Origin of the sequence: Citrobacter sp. BIDMC107 (assembly GCF_001037575.1) — a bacterium.
GTDB classification, from domain to species: Bacteria; Pseudomonadota; Gammaproteobacteria; order Enterobacterales; family Enterobacteriaceae; genus Citrobacter; species Citrobacter freundii.
Genome location: NZ_KQ089848.1, coordinates 969,288 through 988,292, shown reverse-complemented (window position 1 = coordinate 988,292; position 19,005 = coordinate 969,288). Strand labels below are relative to the sequence as shown.

Sequence of the window (19,005 nt, the reverse complement as noted above, 5' to 3'; positions counted from 1 at the left end):
TTATTCCTTCACCTGATGCACAACGTCAATCACTGAACCGTCGCGATAACGCACAACGGCAATCACGCGGTCAGTGAATTCGATAGCGCGTGGCTGACCGGTGAGTTGCTGTGCACGTTCGCGCAGCCATCCAATGGACACCACTTTCATACCGGCTTCTTTCAGTCGTTCTGCCAGTTCCGGACGTGCAGGGTTGACGGCGATACCGTGGTCAGTGACCAGAATGTCAACGCTGGAGCCAGGGGTTACGCAGGTCAGCACGTTATCAACCAGCGTCGGGATGCGTCCGCGAACCAGCGGTGCGACGATGATGGAAAGCGCTGCGGCCACAGCCGTATCGCAGTGTCCGCCGGATGCGCCTCGCAGTACGCCGTCAGAACCGGTCAGTACGTTCACATTGAAGTTGGTGTCTACTTCTAATGCGCTCAGTACCACCACATCCAGACGGTCAACGGATGCGCCTTTTGAACCCCAGTTGGCATACTGGTTTGCACTGATTTCGATATGGTTTGGATTGCGGGCCAGAGATTCCGCGGCGTTACGGTCGAAGCTCTGCACGTCCAGCAGTTTGCGAATCAGGCCTTTTTCATGCAGATCCACGATGGTGGCGGTGATGCCGCCCAGCGCGAAGTCAGCACGGATATCACGGCTGCGCATTTTGTCTTCCAGGAAACGCGTCACGGCCAGAGAAGCGCCGCCGGTGCCTGTCTGCAGTGAGAAGCCTTCATTGAAGTAGCCGGAGTTAGCAATGACCTCTGCCGCGCTACGGGCGATTAACAGTTCTCGCGGGTTAGTGGTCATGCGGGTCGCATCAGCACCGATTTTGTCCGCATCGCCGACCTGATCGATCTGCACGATCAGATCTACCTGATCCTGTGTAATGCTGGCAGGGTTATGTGGATAGGTCAGCAGTTGTTCAGTCAGCAGGACAACCTGTTTCGCGTTTTCGGCGTCTACGCGGGCATAGCCCAGTGAGCCGCAGCATGCTTTACCGGTATAACCGTTGGCGTTACCAAACTGGTCGCAGGACGGTACGCCGAGGAACGCCACATCAATGCTGAGTTCGCCGCTTTGTACCAAGTGTACACGTCCACCGTGGGAGTGAATCTGTACCGGTTCGGCCAGCAGGCCACGGGAGATCTCTTCCGCCAGCGGGCCACGCAACCCGGAGGTATAAATACGGCTGACCACGCCCTGACGGATGTGCTCAACCAGCGGAGCATGGCAATCGCTCAGAGAGCTGGAGGCCAGCGTCAGGTTTTTGAAACCCATACTGGCGATGGCGTCCATCACCAGGTTAATGGTCAGATCGCCACCGCGAAAAGCGTGGTGGAAAGAGATGGTCATGCCATCCTGTAAACCCGAACGACGAATGGCGTCTTCCAGGTTAGCGCACAGCTTTTTGTCGCGCGGTTTTTGCGCCTGTAGTTCTACTTTTGCGGTGCTCTGATAAGCGGAAAGCTCACTTTCTGCATGACGGCTCCAGGTCGCCACGCGATCCTGGCGTTGAGACTGTTCGATTTTCTGCGTCATTTTTTTGCCTTATTCTTCGCGAATGCCGGAAAGTTCTGCACGGGAGATAACCAGAAGGGCGCGCTCGATAACCGGGCTGTCGACCATTTTGCCGTTCAGGGAAACCACTCCACGACCTTCGCGGGCAGCGGCTTCAGCGGCTTCTACGACCAAACGGGCGTGAGCCAGCTCTTTGCGCGTCGGGGCGTACAGGTTATGCAGGAGTTCGATCTGGCGCGGGTTGATGAGCGACTTGCCGTCAAAACCCAACTGCTTGATGTGTGCGGCTTCGTGCAGGAAACCTGCTTCGTTGTTGGCATCGGAATACACGGTGTCGAACGCCTGAATACCGGCAGAACGTGCAGCCTGCAAAATAGAGCAGCGGGCAAACAGCAGTTCAGTACCCTCTGGCGAGCGTTCAGTGCGCAGGTTACGCACATAATCTTCCGCACCCAGAGCAATACCGATCAGGCGCTCGGAAGCGTGGGCAATTTCTACCGCACGGGTAATGCCTAACGGCGACTCAATGGCGGCTAACAGGCCGGTGCTGCCGGGTTCACGGCCACAGGCGTTCTCGATGCGCAGAATTTCACTTTCGATGTCGATGACATCCTGCGCGGTATCGGTCTTCGGTAAACGTACGATGTCAGCACCGCCGCGTACCACTGCTTCAAGGTCGTTGATGCCCCATTCGGAGTCGAGGGCGTTTACACGCACGATGGTTTCAACGTCGTGATACAGCGGATGCTGCAGCGCGTGGTACACCATGCGGCGAGCGGTATCTTTTTCACGCAACGCGACGGAGTCTTCCAGGTCGAACATCAGTGCATCTGCCGGGTAGATGAACGAGTTGCTGACCATGGCGGCATTGGCACCCGGTACGAACAACATGCTGCGGCGAGTACGGGTTTTACGTTGTTGCAAAGATGCGGAAATCACTGGCAATCCTCCCATGGCAGTGCCGGAATACCGCCAGCGCGGGCCAGTAGTGCTTCCAGTCGCGCACGTAAAATGCAGTCCAGTGCGCCTTTATCATCAACATTTAATTGCACGCCGCGTACGTTGTAGCGGGACAGAACGTCCAGGATGGTGGTCCGGATGGCATCACCGAACTGTTTTTCGACGCTACTGTTAACCTGCAGGTCAATATCCTGCGAATCGAGTGGGGCGATGCGAATCATCACATCACCGGACTCGAGTGTGCCTGCGACGGCTGCCTGGTTTATTTTCATTTTTCACCTGTTGCTAATGCGGGGGTATTTTGGCGGACTGCCGCACCTGATGAGGCTCGTTCAACCATGCTTTGCAGATAGTGCAGCGTGGCGTCAGGGACCAGGGATGCGATAGCCGTGAGATCTTTTTTAACCAGCAACTTGCGCACCCAAGAGGCGGAAATCGGCATCTCCTGGAAGCACAGCCGCTCAATTTCCACCAGTTCAATCGGTGGGGCGGGAAGCGTTGGGGTCTCCAGCCAGTAGCGCATATCGTTGTTGTACTGGGAGGTGACGGTGCAATACGGCTCGGTACCGACGAAACGATGTGTAACGCCGAGAGCCGGTGCCAGGTACTGGCGGAAGATTTTCAGGTCTATTTCGGTGTAGCAGTGGTTAATAACGCTCTGCTCTTTGATGAAGTAGCACGGGAACGTGGCGCGGGAAATGATGTATTCCGAACCGCGATGCACGGTTAAACGTGGAATATCTTTTGTCCCTTTAAGCACCAGATCCAACCGGTCTTCATACGGAAACCGTGAGGTATCCTCTTTGACCAAAAACAGATGCAGCCAGTCACATTGTGCGGCCGCCTGTTGGATCAGAAAACGATGTCCGTTGGTGAAGGGGTTGGCGTTCATGACGATGCAACCAATTTTTTTCCCTTCACGACGCTGTTTTGCCAGAGATTCAGCGTAACGTTTCAGACGCGTGGTGCTGTTTTCCATCAGCACCATAATGCCGGGAACGCTGGTCAGCGTAGAAAAGCCACACTGTTTAAACAGCGATTCGTACTCGGTTTTGGTATAGATGAAGAGGTGCGTACAGTGGCGCTCATAGGCGAGGTTGATTAACTCGGTCGCCAGCGTCAGCGCTAAGCCTTCGCCCCGTACGGATTCGCAGATGGCGACACATTTAATAATATTCCCAGCGATACCGCCGCAGGCAATCAGGCGGTCGTCACGGGTGACGGTGATAAATACTTCGACGGTGGTGTCAACGCTCAAATCATTCTCTTTCAGAAATTGCGTGATAGCCGCCATCTTTTTATTTTCTGAGCGTTTAACTTGCGTGAATATATTATTACCGAACATAGTGAATAGAGCCCCGATGCTATATTTGTTACTGGGTTTCTGTTTTTGTTGCTCTGCTTAGCAACCTGATAACGTTTTGTTTGCAATTGAAGGGAATGGTTTTTTATTACGGAGTATTTCTTTTTTTCCCTGCTGCATACATCGTAAGGGGTATTTTGGAGGTAATTTTTGATTTATTTCACAATAAGTTAGAAGGTTTTAATGTGTTTTATGGTTTTAAGTTTTTTAATTAATTTAACCTCGAAATAGCGTGTGGTTTTAATTTGTTTAATTGATTTAAAGTGGGGAATCTGCAACGATCTTGTTTTATACCGTAACGTGTAAATAAAACATTTCTATTACAACTACAATGAGAAATAAGTTTCGGGTAACGTGGATGAGGAAGATATATGGCTGAGCAGAAAAATAAAACACGGTTTCCTTTTTTCCGCAGCCTGGCGTTTCCTTTACGCATCTTTCTGCTTATTTTGGTCGTTTCTGTTTTTATCATCGCCGCCCTGGCACAATACTTTACCGCCAGCTTCGAAGATTATCTGGCCGCGCATGTCCGCGATATGGCAATGAACCAGGCCAAAATCATCGCCTCTAACGAGAGTATCATTACGGCGGTTAAACATCGTGATTACAAGCGTTTGGCGACGATTGCCGACAAACTGCAGAGCGGAACTGACTTCGACTATGTGGTTATCGGGGATACCAACTCCATTCGTCTATATCATCCGAACCCGGAAAAAATTGGCTACCCGATGCAGTTCACCAAACCCGGTGCGCTGGAAAAAGGGGAGAGCTACTTTATTACCGGTAAAGGGTCCATCGGGATGGCAATGCGCGCTAAAACGCCCATCTTTGATGACGATGGCAAAATCATTGGCGTAGTCTCAATTGGTTATCTGATCAGCAAAATCGATAGCTGGCGATCGGATTTCTTACTCCCGATGGCCGGTGTGTTTATCTTGCTGTTGTTGGTACTTATGCTGCTCTCCTGGTTTTTCGCTGCCCATATTCGTCGGCAGATGTTGGGTATGGAACCGAAACAAATTGCGCGGGTGGTACGTCAGCAGGAAGCGTTGTTCAGCTCGGTATATGAAGGATTGATTGCCGTGGATCCTGATGGATATATCACCGCAATAAACCGCAGTGCGAGGAAAATGCTGGGGCTGTCTTCACCAGGGCGAAAGTGGCTTGGAAAACCGGTGAGTGAGGTGGTTCAGCCAGCGGACTTTTTCACCCAACAGATTGCGGAAAAACGACAGGATGCGATGGTAAACTTTAATGGCCTGAGCGTTATCGCCAACCGTGAAGCGATTCGCTCTGGTGACGAACTGCTTGGGGCAATCATCAGTTTTCGTAGTAAAGATGAAATTGCTACCCTTAATGCGCAATTAACGCAGATCAAACAGTATGTAGAGAGCCTGAGAACGCTGCGTCATGAGCACCTGAACTGGATGTCGACTATCAATGGCCTGCTGCAAATGAAAGAATATGACAAGGTTCTGGCCATGGTGCAGGGAGAATCCCAGGCGCAACAGCAACTGATTGACAGCCTGCGTGGCGCGTTTGCCGATCGTCAGGTCGCCGGTCTGTTGTTTGGCAAGGTGCAGCGCGCGCGGGAACTGGGCCTCACCATGACTATCGTTCCGGGGAGCCAACTGCATCAACTCCCCGAGGGGCTGGATAGCACAGAGTTTGCAGCAATTGTTGGCAATCTGCTTGATAATGCATTCGAAGCGAGCTTGCGCACCCAGCAAGGCAACAATGTCGTAGAGCTCTATTTGAGCGATGAAGGGGATGACGTGATCATCGAAGTTGCCGATCAGGGATGCGGTGTGCCGGAAGCATTGCGTGAGAAAATATTTGAACAGGGTGTGAGCACCCGTACCGATGAACCAGGTGAACATGGCATCGGTTTGTATCTAATTGCAAGTTATGTGAGGCGCTGTGACGGGGTGATTACGCTCGAAGATAACTCCCCTTGCGGTACCTTATTTTCTTTATTTCTTCCGAAAGTGAAAAAAAATAATGACGGAACCATTAACGCTGTTGATCGTTGAGGATGAAACGCTACTGGCGGAAATGCATGCTGAATATATCCGCCATATACCCGGTTTCAGCCAGATATGGCTGGCGGGTAATCTTGAGCAGGCGAGGATGATGATTGAGCGTTTTAAGCCCGGTCTGATACTGCTCGATAACTACTTGCCGGACGGCAAGGGAATTACGTTGCTGCATGAGCTGACCCAGGCGCGCTATCCGGGCGGCGTAGTGTTTACCACGGCGGCCAGCGATATGGAAACGGTCTCCGAGGCCGTGCGCAGCGGTGCGTTTGATTACCTGGTCAAACCCATTGCCTACGAGCGGCTGGGGCAGACCCTGACGCGTTATCAGCAACGTCGACGCATGTTGGCGGGGAATGACAGCGCCAGCCAAAAGCAGATTGATGAAATGTTTAATGCCTACGCGCGGGGCGAACCGAAAGGGGATTTACCGACCGGGATTGATGCGTTAACACTGAATGCAGTGTTGAAATTATTCGCCGACCCGACGGTACACCATACTGCGGAAACGATCGCCCAGGCGCTTACCATCAGCCGAACGACTTCCAGACGCTACCTGGAGTACTGTGCCAGCCGTCATTTGATTATTGCGGAGATTATTCACGGTAAGGTGGGTAGGCCGCAGCGTATTTATCATGGCGGCTAAATGCTGATTTCTGACGTAGGCCGGATAAGATGCTTTAGCATCGACATCCGGCAATGGTGCGGTTTAAATGCCGGATGCGGCGTAGATGCCTAATCCGGCCTAAATTTCACTGAGTATCAGCCGCCAACGACGGCTGAAGAAGAACCTGGTACCATCACTTCAGTTGCGATAATCACCACCAGCAGTCCAACCAGAACCGGAACCGAAGTACGTTTCACCACTTCGAACGGAGAAATCTTTGCCATACCTGCTACAGCGACAACCACGCCGGAGACCGGGGAGATGGTGCGCCCAAGGTTTGACGCCTGCAGCATCGGGATAACAAGGTAAGCCGGGTTAATGCCGGAAGAATGCGCCAGCTTAGGGATCATCTCAACGAAGGCGTAGAACGGGGCGTTACCGGAACCCGTAGTCATTGCCGCCAACATAGTCAGGATCACCAGCACCATCATCAAGATAATGCTCGCTGAACCAAACGAGGTGGCGATAGAAATCAGACTCTGAATAAAGCCGATTGTGCTCAGACCCTGGGCAAAAACACCCGCAGCGACTAACAACATCACCACGTTAGCAAAGGCATCCGCCATGCCACGGTAAGCGACTTCCAGACCAGAGAAAACCTTTTGGGTGTTGAACCCACGTACGAACTCCAGAATAGCCGCGATGAGCATGCACAGAACCAGAATCGTAATGATGTGCAGCTGCGGGCCCCATTTACCATCAAAAATCAGGACGCCAACGATCGGGGTAAACGGCAGAATGGCGTAAAATGACGGGGCAGTCGTGGTGATTTCAGCCACATCTAACATTTCATGAGAAATGTTCTCTTTTTTATCCAGATAACGCTGCCAGAAAAAGTGGGCAATCGCCATAGCAATGATGGCGGCAATGGAAATTGGCAGCGTGGTTTTAAAGGCGAAATCGATCAGCGGCATTTCCGCAGCTTTTGCCGCCAGCACCACATCACCGGATGTTGGTGAAAGAATAATTGCAGCAGGGGAGGCACAAATAGCCGCTGCAGCGCCACGGCTGATTCCAACGTTAACCATGACCGGGAACAGTGTTGCCATCAGCAAAACGCCCAGACCGGTTGCTGAAGAAACCGCCAGTGACATCAGGCAGGCGACAAAATAGGCGGCAATCATTAGCAGGTAAGGAGAGTTGATGTATTGCAGGGGCTTGGAGGCCAGCTTAACGACCATATCGTTCGCGCCAATATGGGTCATATAGGCGGCAAAACCACACAGCATCATGATCATCATGCCGAGATCGCCACCACGGCTCATCAGCAAAATTTTAATATATTCAACAATGTCTGTTGCCGTATAGCCCGTCGATGCCGCGCTGGATGGCAACACTTTATGCCCCATCAGCGCACTGATAATCAGCAAAACCAGACCGCCAACAAACAGTACGCCTGTCGCGGAATAACCTTTAATGATGTAGCGCGCTACACCCACAATAACCACAACTCCAATAAGGAGTTCAATAAATGTCAACATCGTTTCCCCTGTCGCATTGCTGCCCAGAAAGTAAAAAAACTAAAAAAAGTAAAAAGTGGTGACAGAATGTGCCTAATAAACCGATAACTCTTGCTGATTAAAATCAATAAAAATACGGATTCAAGCGATGGCTTAGCCGTTTTTTCAGCATCGTGGTTAAAAAAAGAATCTCACAATAAAAAACTGTGAAGTGCAGCGCCGGTGTGTGTGTTTTGTGGTGGCATTGATTCTTAATTGTTAATTTATTGTAAAGTTATTTAACTTTTTCCGGAGTAAGGAACAATTTATTGGCAATAAAGAGAAAATAGTTCCTATGAAATGGCTCAATAAATTAAGGGCTAAGTATCTTAAAAATTTCATGCTGAGGAATATTCTGATTTTTTAGCTGCGCATTTTTGTTAAGCTAACATTAAGGTTGGGTTTGCTACAATTAATAATAAATCCCAGGATGGTAATTAAGTTGTGATTGTCGCTAAACGATATTTTCTCATTTTTTCATTTCTTTTTATTCAGTTAGCTTTCATTCCCCAGGGCGCTGCTGAAGATAAAGGCTGGTTCGCTACTTTTAAAGACAACGTCAGTGAAACCTGGCAGCAGCCGGAACATTATGATTTGTATATACCGGCTATTACCTGGCATGCACGCTTTGCCTACGATAAAGAAAAAACGGATCGCTACAATGAACGCCCGTGGGGGGCAGGATTTGGTCAATCCCGTTGGGATGATAAAGGTAACTGGCACGGACTTTATATAATGGCCTTTAAGGATTCCTACAATAAATGGGAACCCATTGGTGGTTATGGCTGGGAAAAAACCTGGCGACCGCTGGCCGATGAAAATTTCCATACAGGTCTCGGTTTTACCGCCGGTTTTACCGCGCGTGATAACTGGAACTACATTCCGGTACCCGTGCTGTTACCGCTGGCATCGATAGGGTATGGTCCGGCAACGTTCCAGATGACCTACATTCCGGGAACGTACAACAACGGTAACGTCTACTTTGCGTGGATGCGTTTCCAGTTTTGATGGACTACCTGTATTGTCAGATGGATTATTAAAAAGTCTTTTTAAAACAGTGTGATATCAGCGTTAACTGAAAAATAACGCGACATTTATCACTTTTTGATAAAGTTCGACTGGACAAAGTGCACCACAATTGTTGTACTGATACCCGACACAGCATTTGTGTCTATTTTTCATGTAAAGGTAATTTTGATGTCTAAGATTAAAGGTAACGTTAAGTGGTTTAATGAGTCCAAAGGATTCGGTTTCATTACTCCGGAAGATGGCAGCAAAGACGTGTTCGTACACTTCTCTGCAATCCAGACCAATGGTTTTAAAACTCTGGCTGAAGGTCAGCGTGTAGAGTTCGAAATCACTAACGGTGCCAAAGGCCCTTCTGCTGCAAACGTAATCGCTCTGTAAGCATACGACAGCAAGCATTCAAAACCCGCTTAATTGCGGGTTTTTTTTCGCCTCAGTGTGCGGGAGAGGCCGAAACCAGCCAGAATGCCAGGGCGGTCATCGCAAATGATCCCAGCAGATTCGCCAGCACATTCAACATAGCCCAACCAAAGCGTCCTTCCTGTAGCAAAAACACCACCTCAGCCGAGAAAGTGGAAAATGTTGTTAGTCCCCCGCAAAAGCCAGTTGTAATCAGTACCTTCCACATTGGATCAATGTTTGTCATGCGATTAAACCATGCCAGACCCATACCAATGATAAATGCGCCAAGTAAGTTTGCAGTCAGCGTACCGAATGGAATGGCCTGATGTAGCGGGTTAAACCTCATGCTCAACATCCATCTTGCTACACTACCTGTACCACCACCGATAAAAACCGCTAAAAGGAGTTGTAACACTGCGTAATCCTGCTATTTGATTGTATATAGGATGAGTGTAACGCTGAATAATCGTGGTTGGCGAGCCTAACAACGTTTTCTGGAGGGAATATGTTCGTTGCAGCAGGGCAATTTGCCGTGGGACCTTCATGGGAAAAAAATGCAGAAACCTGCGTTTTACTGATGTCTCAGGCTGCGGGAGAGGGGGCATCGTTACTGGTATTACCGGAAGCGCTTCTGGCCCGTGACGATCTGGACCCTGATCTGTCAGTGAAATCAGCTCAATTGCTGGAAGGCGGGTTTTTGACGCGCTTGCTGCGAGAAAGCGCGCAAAACGAGATGACGACAATCCTGACGATTCATGTTCCCTCTGTGCCTGGACGGGCGTTTAACATGCTGGTGGCGCTACGGGCAGGTCAGGTAGTTGCCCATTACGCTAAATTACATCTCTACGACGCCTTTTCGATTCAGGAGTCACGAAATGTGGATGCAGGGGACGCCATAGCGCCGCTGCTGGACGTAGGCGGGTTAAAAGTAGGGTTAATGACCTGTTATGATCTGCGCTTCCCTGAGCTGGCGCTGGCGCACGCATTGCAGGGAGCGGAAATTCTCGTATTACCCGCAGCCTGGGTACGGGGATCGCTTAAAGAGCATCACTGGTCTACGCTTTTGGCTGCAAGAGCGTTAGATGCAACGTGTTACCTGATTGCGGCGGGAGAGTGCGGTAATAAGAATATCGGCCAAAGCCGGGTCATCGACCCTTTTGGTGTGACCATTGCTGCTGCGGCGGAAACGCCTGCACTAATTATGGCCGAGGTTTCTGCAGAGCGGGTAAGGCAGGTCAGGGCACAACTTCCGGTGTTAAGTAACCGACGTTTTGCGCCACCGCAATTATTATGACGTTTTTTTAAACAAGGCTTGATTCACCTTGTTACAGATTGCTATTGTGTGCGCGCGTCGAAAGGCCGTTAATATTCTCAGGTTAATATGGCGCTTTATGCAGCCTGGTTTAAGTGAAGAAGGTATCTATGGGTGAGATTAGTATTACCAAACTGCTGGTGGTTGCCGCACTGGTTGTTCTGCTGTTTGGTACCAAGAAGTTACGTACACTGGGTGGAGACCTGGGAACGGCAATCAAGGGCTTCAAGAAAGCAATGAACGACGATAATGCCGATGCTAAGAAAGATGCTGATGGTAGCGTTCAGGCTGAGAAGCTTTCTCATAAAGAGTAATGTCAGGAGCATGATGCTCATACTGCATACTCTGCATGAAAAAAAACCGGCAATTTGCCGGTTTTTTTATTACTGATATGTAAGTGAGTATTACACGATTACTTCACTTCCAGCCCTTTGGCCTGCATGTCTGCATGGTATGAAGAGCGAACGAATGGACCGCAGGCTGCATGGGTAAAGCCCATGGCCATAGCTTCGGCTTTCATCTCATCGAACTCATCCGGGCTTACATAGCGTTGAACCGGCAGGTGGTGACGGCTTGGCTGTAAATACTGCCCCAGCGTCAGCATGGTCACGCCATGACTGCGCAGGTCACGCATGACCTCAATGATTTCTGCATTGGTTTCGCCCAAACCAACCATCAGACCTGATTTAGTCGGAATCTCCGGGTGCGCTTCCTTGAAACGTTCCAGAAGCTTCAGTGACCAGTTGTAGTCTGCCCCCGGACGTACATTGCGATAAATACGCGGTACGTTTTCGAGGTTGTGGTTAAACACGTCTGGCGGCGTGGCGGTGAGGATATCCAACGCGCGATCCATACGACCACGGAAGTCAGGCACCAGCGTTTCGATTTTAATCGACGGGCTTTTCTCACGAATAGCGGTGATACAGTCAGCAAAGTGCTGAGCGCCGCCGTCACGCAGATCGTCGCGGTCAACGGAGGTAATGACGACATAGCGCAGCGCCATGTCAGCAATCGTCTGAGCAAGTTTTAACGGCTCGTTAGCATCCGGAGCAACCGGACGGCCATGGGCAACGTCACAGAATGGGCAACGGCGGGTACAGATTGCGCCGAGGATCATAAAGGTTGCGGTTCCGTGATTGAAACATTCAGCCAGGTTAGGGCAGGAAGCTTCTTCGCAGACAGAGTGCAGGCCATTCTTGCGCATTGCCGCTTTGATGCCCTGGATGCGAGTGGAGTCCGCTGGCAGTTTTATTTTCATCCATTCCGGTTTACGCAGCAGGGCTTCACGCTCTGTTGCCACATTTTTTACCGGGATAAGAGCCATCTTATCGGCATCGCGGTATTTAACACCGCGTTCCATCACAATGGGTTTACTCATAGCTTGCGTGTTCCAGTTGCGAATTACGAAGGAAAGCGTTTCAATTCAAGGGAATGTTGCATTTATCAACTATTTTTGAATTAGTGATACGCAGTATATCATTGAAACGGGCCAGAAAGCAGCCTGACAGGCTGGCAAAATGTAAAATAGTTGTTGTTTTGTGCCATTTGCCACAACATTTGCCGTGGCAAAGTATGACCGTATTTTCAGTCTGCAACGTACTCGTGCGGTGGGTTACCCAACAGCGCTAATATGTTGGCCAGCAGGCGTGGGCGAACGCTCTCGGTCGTGGCTGCGCTATCCCACTGCGATACTTTCGCCATCTCCATTCCGGCGTAACCACAAGGATTGATACGCAGGAAAGGCGACAAATCCATATCCACGTTGAGCGCTAAGCCGTGAAACGAACATCCTCTACGAATACGTAATCCCAAAGAGCAGATTTTCTTCTCCCCGACGTATACGCCAGGCGCATCGGCTCGCGGGTGGGCATCAATGCCGATTTCCGCAAGTGTATTGACGACGGTTTGTTCCAGCAGCGTAACCAGTTCACGAACGCCAAGTTTGCGACGCTTCAGGTTCAACAGCACATACATGACCTGCTGGCCCGGCCCGTGGTAGGTCACCTGGCCGCCACGATCGCTCTGGATCACCGGAATATCGCCCGGCATCAGTACGTGCTCTGCTTTACCTGCCTGACCCTGGGTAAAAACAGGATAATGCTCTACCAGCCAGATTTCGTCATAACTGTTTTCATCGCGGGTATCGGTGAATTCGTGCATGGCCAGAGAAACTGGCTCGTAAGGTTGAAGACCGAGCTGGCGGACCAGAATTTTATCCTGATACAAAACGGCATCTCCGTAGATACTCACATAGAGTAGAGAATATAAAAGAGGGGAAAAAGTATATCACAGGAGGGAGGGGTTACCCGAGCGGGGATGCAGCGGGTAACCAACAGGTTTTTACAGTACCATGCGTACGATATCGATATTGCCTAATTCTTCGTACAGCGTTTCAACCTGCTCAATGTGTGTAGCAGTAATAGTGATTGAGACCGAGTGGTAGTTGCCTTTGCTGCTCGGTTTTACCGTCGGAGAGTAATCACCTGGCGCATGGCGCTGTACCACTTCAACCACCTGATCAACCAGCTCAGGCAACGCCTGCCCCATTACTTTGTAAGTAAATGGAGTAGGGAATTCAAGCAGTTCGTTAAGTTTGGTTTTCATGTCAGCTCCGGCGTTACATCAATAAATAATAACTCCCACAGCGTGTGGGAGTTATCTGGATACCTAGTATATGGGGACGTAAATCACACTTTCAAGTGTTCGATTTTTAGCCAAACCAGTGATGGAACATTAATTTAATGTAATCAATGATTTTCCCAAAGAAGTTGCCTTCAGGGATTTCCTGCAGGACTACCAGCGGGCGCTGTTCGATGGTTTTGCCATCCAACTGGAAGTTGATGGTGCCGACAACCTGGTTTTTCTGCAGCGGTGCATGCAGTTCTGTGGTGTTCAGCACATAGCTTGCTTTCAGATCTTTCATGCGGCCGCGCGGAATAGTCAGGTAGACATCTTTATCTACGCCTAACGATGCACGATCGGTGTTACCAAACCAGGCCGGTTCTGAAGCAAACTCTTTACCGACTTTCAGTGGATTCACGGTTTCAAAGAAACGGAAGCCCCAGGTCAGCAGTTTTTTACTTTCGGTTTCGCGACCTTTATAGGTGCGGCCACCCATGACGGCAGAGATCAGACGCATCTGACCTTCGGTTGCGGATGCAACGAGGTTATAGCCAGCTTTGTCGGTATGACCGGTTTTGATACCGTCGACATTCAGGCTGTTATCCCACAGCAAGCCGTTGCGGTTTAACTGACGAATGCCGTTAAAGGTGAACTCTTTTTCTTTATAGATAGAGTATTCGTTAGGCACGTCACGAATCAGCGCCTGGCCAATCATCGCCATGTCGCGAGCCGAGCTGTACTGACCGTCAGCATCGAGACCATGAACGGTCTGGAAGTGGGTATTTTTCAGGCCCAGCGCGTTCACATAGCTGTTCATCAGACCGACGAAAGCATCCTGGCTACCGGCTGCGAAGTCCGCCATTGCCACACACGCGTCATTCCCGGATTGTAGGTTGATACCACGGATTAGCTGGGAAACAGGAACCTGCATTCCAGGTTTCAGGAACATCAACGATGAACCTTTAAACACCGGGTTACCTGTAGCCCAGGCGTCATTGCCGACAGTGACCAGATCGGTTTCTTTGAACTTGCCGGCTTTCATCGCCTGGCCGATGACGTAGCTGGTCATCATTTTGGTCAGACTGGCGGGGTCGCGGCGAGTGTCCGCATTCTGTTCTGCCAGAACTTTGCCTGAATTGTAATCAATCAGGATATATGACTCCGCATCGATCTGCGGAACACCCGGGATCATGGTTTTAATATTCAGGTCATCGGCATGGGCAGCAGAGAGAGAAGCTGCGCAGAGAGCCGCGGTGAGCGCCATACGCTGCACGAAACGAGCGGAAAAAGTGGTCTTCATGGTCTGAACTACGACGTCCGTGATGAAATTTAAAAAAGTGCCCTACTATAGCAAATGCAAAACGGGCAGGCATCTGACTTTCCGCGTGACTTTGTTAATGTCATTTACAGAAACTGACAGTTCAGATACCTGATTTACGTTATTACACGCCGGTGATGAAGGACTGTAATTGCGCCTCGGATTGAAGACGCTGCTGCAATGTGGAGGCTTCAGCTTTGCTGGCGAACGGCCCCATCTGGATACGCCAGACTGCGCCATTTTGTACCACCCGACCCGGGACGCCAAACTGCTGGCTTAAACGTTTTTGATACTGCTGCGCACGCGACTGCTCGCTGACTGCGCCAACCTGAACCACGTAACGTCCGTTGGCTACTGCCGCTGGAGCTGGTGCCGCGACGGCGGTTGATGTTGCTGCTGGTGCGGTTGGTGTTGCCGGTGCGGAGATGGTCGGTTGCGGAGCCGGAGTCGGCTCGCTACCTTCCAGCACGCCTGCGGCGAGGGTGGTTGGCGCACCGAGGAATCCACCGCTGTTCACTGGCGCACCGGTTGGATCATCGCTTTTCAGCGTGGAATTGCTGATCGGACGAATATCGCCTTGCGGCTGACCCGCATCCGATGGCGAAGGCATACTTCCCATATTACCGCCACCGCTTAAATCAGGACGCGCGGGCAGGGCATAGGTTTGCTTTGCGACTGTCGTACACGCCATACCCGGACCGGACAATGAACCATCCTGGGCGACGATGATCGGGTCGATACGCACTTTGGTGTTGTTGGAGGTATTCAGACGGTCTGCTGCTGCACGTGAAAGTGAAATCACGCGATCGTTGCCATAAGGGCCGCGATCGTTTATGCGCACGACAATCATCCTGCCGTTTGCCAGGTTAGTTACTCTGGCATAGCTTGGGACTGGCAGCGTGGGATGCGCTGCGGTCAGTTGCATCGGGTCGAACGCTTCACCAGACGCGGTTAAGTTGCTTCCGGGTTCCGCATCATAGATAGCGGCAAGTCCTGCCTGGCTAAAGCGGGAAGGATCCTGGACGATTTTGTAGCTCTTACCATCACGCTGATAGTCCTGATTCGCCGTTGGGTTCAGGGGTTCAAAGCGCGGATCGGCCCCGCTGATTTCAACAATCGGACCATTGCACACCGCAGGCTGCGGCGCGACAGCACCCTGTTGCTGACCATCATCACTCGAACACGCCGCGAGCATTCCTGCTGCGATGCAGATACCAAGCCACTGCTTACGCATTGCGTACCCCTTACACGCTTTTCGACAACATTTTTCTATGGGTGTGGATCGACATAACAATCCCGAACCCGGCCATCAGCACGATAAGTGCCGAGCCTCCGTAACTGACCAGTGGGAGAGGAACGCCAACCACGGGCAGAATACCGCTCACCATACCAATATTTACGAAGACATAAACGAATAATATCAACATTAAACCACCTGCCATGACGCGACCAAAGGTGGTTTGCGCGTGGGCAGCGATCCATAATCCGCGCATAATCAGCAAAATGTACAGCGCAAGCAGAATTAAGATCCCTACCAGACCCAGCTCTTCTGCTAGTACCGCGAAGATAAAGTCCGTGTGACGTTCGGGTAAAAACTCAAGCTGCGACTGTGTACCGTGCAGCCAGCCCTTGCCGCGTAGACCGCCGGAGCCAATAGCAATTTTAGACTGAATAATATGATAACCCGCACCCAGTGGATCGGTTTCCGGATCGAGCAACATCATGACGCGCTGACGCTGGTAATCATGCATCAGGAAGAACCACAGTATCGGGATAAACGCCGCAACCAGAACCACCGCAACACCGATTAAACGCCAGCTTAAACCAGAAAGGAACAGAACAAACAGACCGGAAAGGGCGACCAGTATTGAGGTACCGAGGTCAGGCTGAGCGGCCACCAGCAGGGTGGGCATAAATATCAGCACCAGTGCAATGGCGGTATTTTTTAGCGATGGCGGGCAAACATCACGGTTGATGAAGCGTGCGACCATCAGCGGCACGGCAATCTTGGCAATTTCGGAAGGCTGAAAACGCACAATACCCAAATCCAGCCAGCGCTGCGCCCCTTTGGATATCGCGCCGAAGGCATCTACCGCCACCAACAGGATGATGCAGAAAATATAGAGATAGGGTGCCCAGCCTTCATAAACCCGGGGCGGGATTTGCGCCATCACCACCATGATGACCAGGCCCATTGCGATCTGGCCGACCTTGCGCTCCATCATGCCGATATCCTGGCCGCTGGCACTCCAGATGACCAGCGAGCTGTAAACCAGCAGCGCCAGCAAAATAAGCAACATCGTGGGATCGATGTGGATTTTGTCCCAGAATGTTTTTTTGTTCGGATTATCCGTCACGATTATTGGTCCTCCGCTGCTGCAACCGCGGGGTTTTCTGCAGGCAGATTGGTGTTGTTGTCGCCCAACATAATGTGGTCAAGGATCTGGCGCATAATGGTACCCACAGCCGGGCCCGCGCCACCGTTTTCAAGGATTATGGCGACAGCAACCTGGGGCTTATCATAGGGTGCGAAGGCCGTCATCAGCTTGTGGTCACGTAAGCGCTCGGCGATCTTGTGCGCGTTATAGGTTTCATTGGCTTTCAGGCCAAAGACCTGGGCAGTACCGGATTTCGCCGCAATTTTGTAAGGCGCGCTAGCGAAATACTTGTGCGCAGTACCGTTAGGGCGGTTTGCTACACCGTACATGCCGTCTTTCGCGATTTCCCAGTATCCAGAATGAATATCACCAACGGGCGGTTCGTGCGGCTGTACCCACGGAACCTGCTTGCCATTTTCTGCCGTGCTCATCAACAGATGCGGAACTTTTATCAAACCGTCGTTGATAAGGATCATCAGCGCTTTACTCATCTGGATTGGGGTTGCAGTCCAGTAACCCTGACCGATGCCGACCGGAATGGTATCACCCTGGTACCATGGCTTTTTAAACCGTTTTTGCTTCCACTCGCGGGTAGGCATATTGCCGGAGCGTTCTTCAGCGAGATCGATACCCGTATATTTGCCGTAGCCGAATTTGCTCATCCACTCTGAAAGTCGGTCTATCCCCATATCATAGGCGATTTGATAGAAAAACGTATCCGCCGACTCTTCCAGAGAACGGGTGATGTTCAGATGGCCGTGCCCCCATTTTTTCCAGTCACGGTAACGTTTTTCAGAGCCCGGTAATTGCCACCAACCTGGATCGAACAGACCAGTATTGCGGGTGATGACACCTGCACTTAATGCAGAAACCGCGACGTAAGGTTTAACTGTCGAAGCAGGAGGGTAAACACCCTGCGTGGCGCGGTTAACCAATGGGGTGTTCGGGTCATTGAGCAACCCGGAGTAATCTTTACTGGAGATACCATCGACAAACAGGTTCGGGTCGTAGCTCGGCATGGACACCAGCGCGAGAACGCCGCCGGTACGCGGGTCGGTAACCACCACGGCGGCTCGACTGCCCGCCAGCAGCGTTTCAATGTACTGCTGGAGTTTCAAATCGAGGGTGAGATAGATATCGTGCCCGGCCTGCGGCGCCACTTCTTTCAGCTGGCGAATGACGCGGCCGCGGTTGTTCACTTCAACCTCTTCATAACCGGTCTGGCCGTGAAGTACATCTTCGTAATAACGTTCAATACCCAGCTTGCCGATGTCGTGCGTCGCCGCGTAGTTAGCCAGTTTGCCGTCTTTGTCCAGGCGGTCTACGTCTTTATCGTTGATTTTTGATACGTAGCCAATGACATGGGTCAGCGCAGAGCCGTAGGGGTAGTAGCGGCGTTTATAACCTTTAACTTCGACGCCAGGAAAGCGATATTGATTAACGGCAAAGCGTGCGACCTGAACTTCACTCAGGTTAGTTTTTACCGGAATGGATGTGAAACGGTGTGAACGGGCGCGCTCTTTTTTAAAGGCGGCAATGTCATCGTCCGTCAGGTCTACGACGTTACGCAGCGCGTCGAGGGTATCCTGAACGTTGTCGACCTTTTCTGGCATCATTTCTATCTGATAAATGGTGCGGTTAAGGGCGAGCGGAATTCCGTTACGGTCATAAATGATGCCGCGACTGGGGGCGATAGGCACCAGTTTGATGCGGTTTTCGTTCGAGCGAGTCTGATAATCAGTAAAGCGAACGATTTGCAGATTATAAAGGTTGGCGATCAGCACGCCGGTGAGCAGCAAAATCCCCAAAAAAGCGACCAGCGCCCGGCGCACAAACAGCGCAGACTCAGCCGAATAGTCGCGAAAAGAATTCTGTAGTTTCATCCGCTGCTTAATCTACTCAAGAATCAA

19 protein-coding genes are annotated in these 19,005 nt (G+C 51.0%); 6 read left to right on the top strand and 13 right to left on the bottom strand.

Annotated elements, in window-relative coordinates:
• From citF to citC, 4 genes are read right to left on the bottom strand one after another with little or no spacing between them, the layout of a single operon-like run.
• Window positions 1–1,533, bottom strand: a complete 1,533-nt coding sequence (gene citF, locus SK39_RS04760) for a citrate lyase subunit alpha (RefSeq protein WP_003835599.1) — start codon at window positions 1,531–1,533, stop codon at window positions 1–3.
• A 9-nt stretch (window positions 1,534–1,542) separates the two neighbouring features.
• Complete coding sequence (locus tag SK39_RS04755; protein WP_003022123.1) at window positions 1,543–2,451, bottom strand: aldolase/citrate lyase family protein; 909 nt, start codon at window positions 2,449–2,451, stop codon at window positions 1,543–1,545.
• Window positions 2,448–2,744 carry a citrate lyase acyl carrier protein gene (gene citD / locus SK39_RS04750; protein ID WP_003022125.1) on the bottom strand — a complete coding sequence of 99 codons (297 nt, stop codon included), beginning with the start codon at window positions 2,742–2,744 and terminating at the stop codon, window positions 2,448–2,450. The genes SK39_RS04755 and citD overlap by 4 nt, the downstream gene beginning before the upstream one ends.
• Window positions 2,741–3,817 carry a [citrate (pro-3S)-lyase] ligase gene (citC, locus tag SK39_RS04745; RefSeq protein ID WP_003022129.1) on the bottom strand — a complete coding sequence of 359 codons (1,077 nt, stop codon included), beginning with the start codon at window positions 3,815–3,817 and terminating at the stop codon, window positions 2,741–2,743. Before citC ends, citD begins: the two co-directional genes overlap by 4 nt.
• A 389-nt stretch (window positions 3,818–4,206) precedes the next feature.
• On the opposite strand from citC, the gene dpiB reads away from it, so the two are divergent.
• Together dpiB and dpiA are read left to right on the top strand one after the other, a co-directional pair.
• Window positions 4,207–5,868, top strand: coding sequence for a sensor histidine kinase DpiB (gene dpiB / locus SK39_RS04740; protein ID WP_003847410.1), 1,662 nt, complete (start codon window positions 4,207–4,209; stop codon window positions 5,866–5,868).
• A complete protein-coding gene (gene dpiA, locus SK39_RS04735; protein ID WP_003022133.1) occupies window positions 5,837–6,517 on the top strand; it encodes a two-component response regulator DpiA in 681 nt (226 codons plus the stop codon). Before dpiB ends, dpiA begins: the two co-directional genes overlap by 32 nt.
• Before the next feature lie 116 nt (window positions 6,518–6,633).
• On the opposite strand, the gene dcuC is transcribed toward dpiA, so the two are convergent.
• On the bottom strand, window positions 6,634–8,019 hold the full coding sequence (gene dcuC, locus SK39_RS04730; RefSeq protein WP_003835592.1) for an anaerobic C4-dicarboxylate transporter DcuC: 1,386 nt from the start codon (window positions 8,017–8,019) through the stop codon (window positions 6,634–6,636).
• Window positions 8,020–8,481: 462 nt separating this feature from the next.
• Here dcuC and pagP point away from each other — a divergent pair, with 462 nt between their 5' ends.
• Window positions 8,482–9,045 carry a lipid IV(A) palmitoyltransferase PagP gene (pagP, locus tag SK39_RS04725; protein WP_003835590.1) on the top strand — a complete coding sequence of 188 codons (564 nt, stop codon included), beginning with the start codon at window positions 8,482–8,484 and terminating at the stop codon, window positions 9,043–9,045.
• Window positions 9,046–9,234: 189 nt separating this feature from the next.
• The gene (gene cspE, locus SK39_RS04720) at window positions 9,235–9,444 is read left to right on the top strand and encodes a transcription antiterminator/RNA stability regulator CspE (protein ID WP_000034825.1); all 210 of its coding nucleotides are present in this window, start codon (window positions 9,235–9,237) and stop codon (window positions 9,442–9,444) included.
• Between the two features lie 52 nt (window positions 9,445–9,496).
• Here the strand turns inward: cspE and crcB are convergent, their stop codons facing one another.
• Window positions 9,497–9,880, bottom strand: a complete 384-nt coding sequence (gene crcB / locus SK39_RS04715) for a fluoride efflux transporter CrcB (RefSeq protein WP_048216708.1) — start codon at window positions 9,878–9,880, stop codon at window positions 9,497–9,499.
• Between the two features lie 90 nt (window positions 9,881–9,970).
• On the opposite strand from crcB, the gene SK39_RS04710 reads away from it, so the two are divergent.
• Both SK39_RS04710 and tatE read left to right on the top strand, forming a co-directional pair.
• Window positions 9,971–10,759, top strand: coding sequence for a deaminated glutathione amidase (locus SK39_RS04710; RefSeq protein WP_016149776.1), 789 nt, complete (start codon window positions 9,971–9,973; stop codon window positions 10,757–10,759).
• Between the two features lie 128 nt (window positions 10,760–10,887).
• Window positions 10,888–11,091, top strand: coding sequence for a twin-arginine translocase subunit TatE (gene tatE, locus SK39_RS04705; RefSeq protein WP_003022699.1), 204 nt, complete (start codon window positions 10,888–10,890; stop codon window positions 11,089–11,091).
• 98 nt (window positions 11,092–11,189) lie between these two features.
• On the opposite strand, the gene lipA is transcribed toward tatE, so the two are convergent.
• The 7 genes from lipA to mrdA form a co-directional block, all read right to left on the bottom strand.
• Window positions 11,190–12,155, bottom strand: a complete 966-nt coding sequence (gene lipA, locus SK39_RS04700; protein WP_003022702.1) for a lipoyl synthase — start codon at window positions 12,153–12,155, stop codon at window positions 11,190–11,192.
• A gap of 206 nt (window positions 12,156–12,361) precedes the next feature.
• Window positions 12,362–13,003 (bottom strand): lipoyl(octanoyl) transferase LipB, encoded by a 642-nt coding sequence (lipB, locus tag SK39_RS04695; protein WP_003022703.1) that lies wholly within the window; start codon window positions 13,001–13,003, stop codon window positions 12,362–12,364.
• Window positions 13,004–13,117: 114 nt separating this feature from the next.
• On the bottom strand, window positions 13,118–13,381 hold the full coding sequence (gene ybeD, locus SK39_RS04690) for a DUF493 family protein YbeD (protein WP_003022706.1): 264 nt from the start codon (window positions 13,379–13,381) through the stop codon (window positions 13,118–13,120).
• Window positions 13,382–13,487: 106 nt separating this feature from the next.
• Entirely contained in the window at window positions 13,488–14,699 is a 1,212-nt protein-coding gene (gene dacA / locus SK39_RS04685; RefSeq protein WP_003022711.1) for a D-alanyl-D-alanine carboxypeptidase DacA, read from the bottom strand.
• 142 nt (window positions 14,700–14,841) lie between these two features.
• On the bottom strand, window positions 14,842–15,951 hold the full coding sequence (gene rlpA, locus SK39_RS04680; RefSeq protein WP_048216707.1) for an endolytic peptidoglycan transglycosylase RlpA: 1,110 nt from the start codon (window positions 15,949–15,951) through the stop codon (window positions 14,842–14,844).
• Window positions 15,952–15,961: 10 nt separating this feature from the next.
• Window positions 15,962–17,074, bottom strand: coding sequence for a peptidoglycan glycosyltransferase MrdB (mrdB, locus tag SK39_RS04675; RefSeq protein WP_003022718.1), 1,113 nt, complete (start codon window positions 17,072–17,074; stop codon window positions 15,962–15,964).
• Between the two features lie 2 nt (window positions 17,075–17,076).
• Window positions 17,077–18,978, bottom strand: a complete 1,902-nt coding sequence (gene mrdA / locus SK39_RS04670; protein WP_003022722.1) for a peptidoglycan DD-transpeptidase MrdA — start codon at window positions 18,976–18,978, stop codon at window positions 17,077–17,079.
• Between the last annotated feature and the right edge of the window lie 27 nt (window positions 18,979–19,005).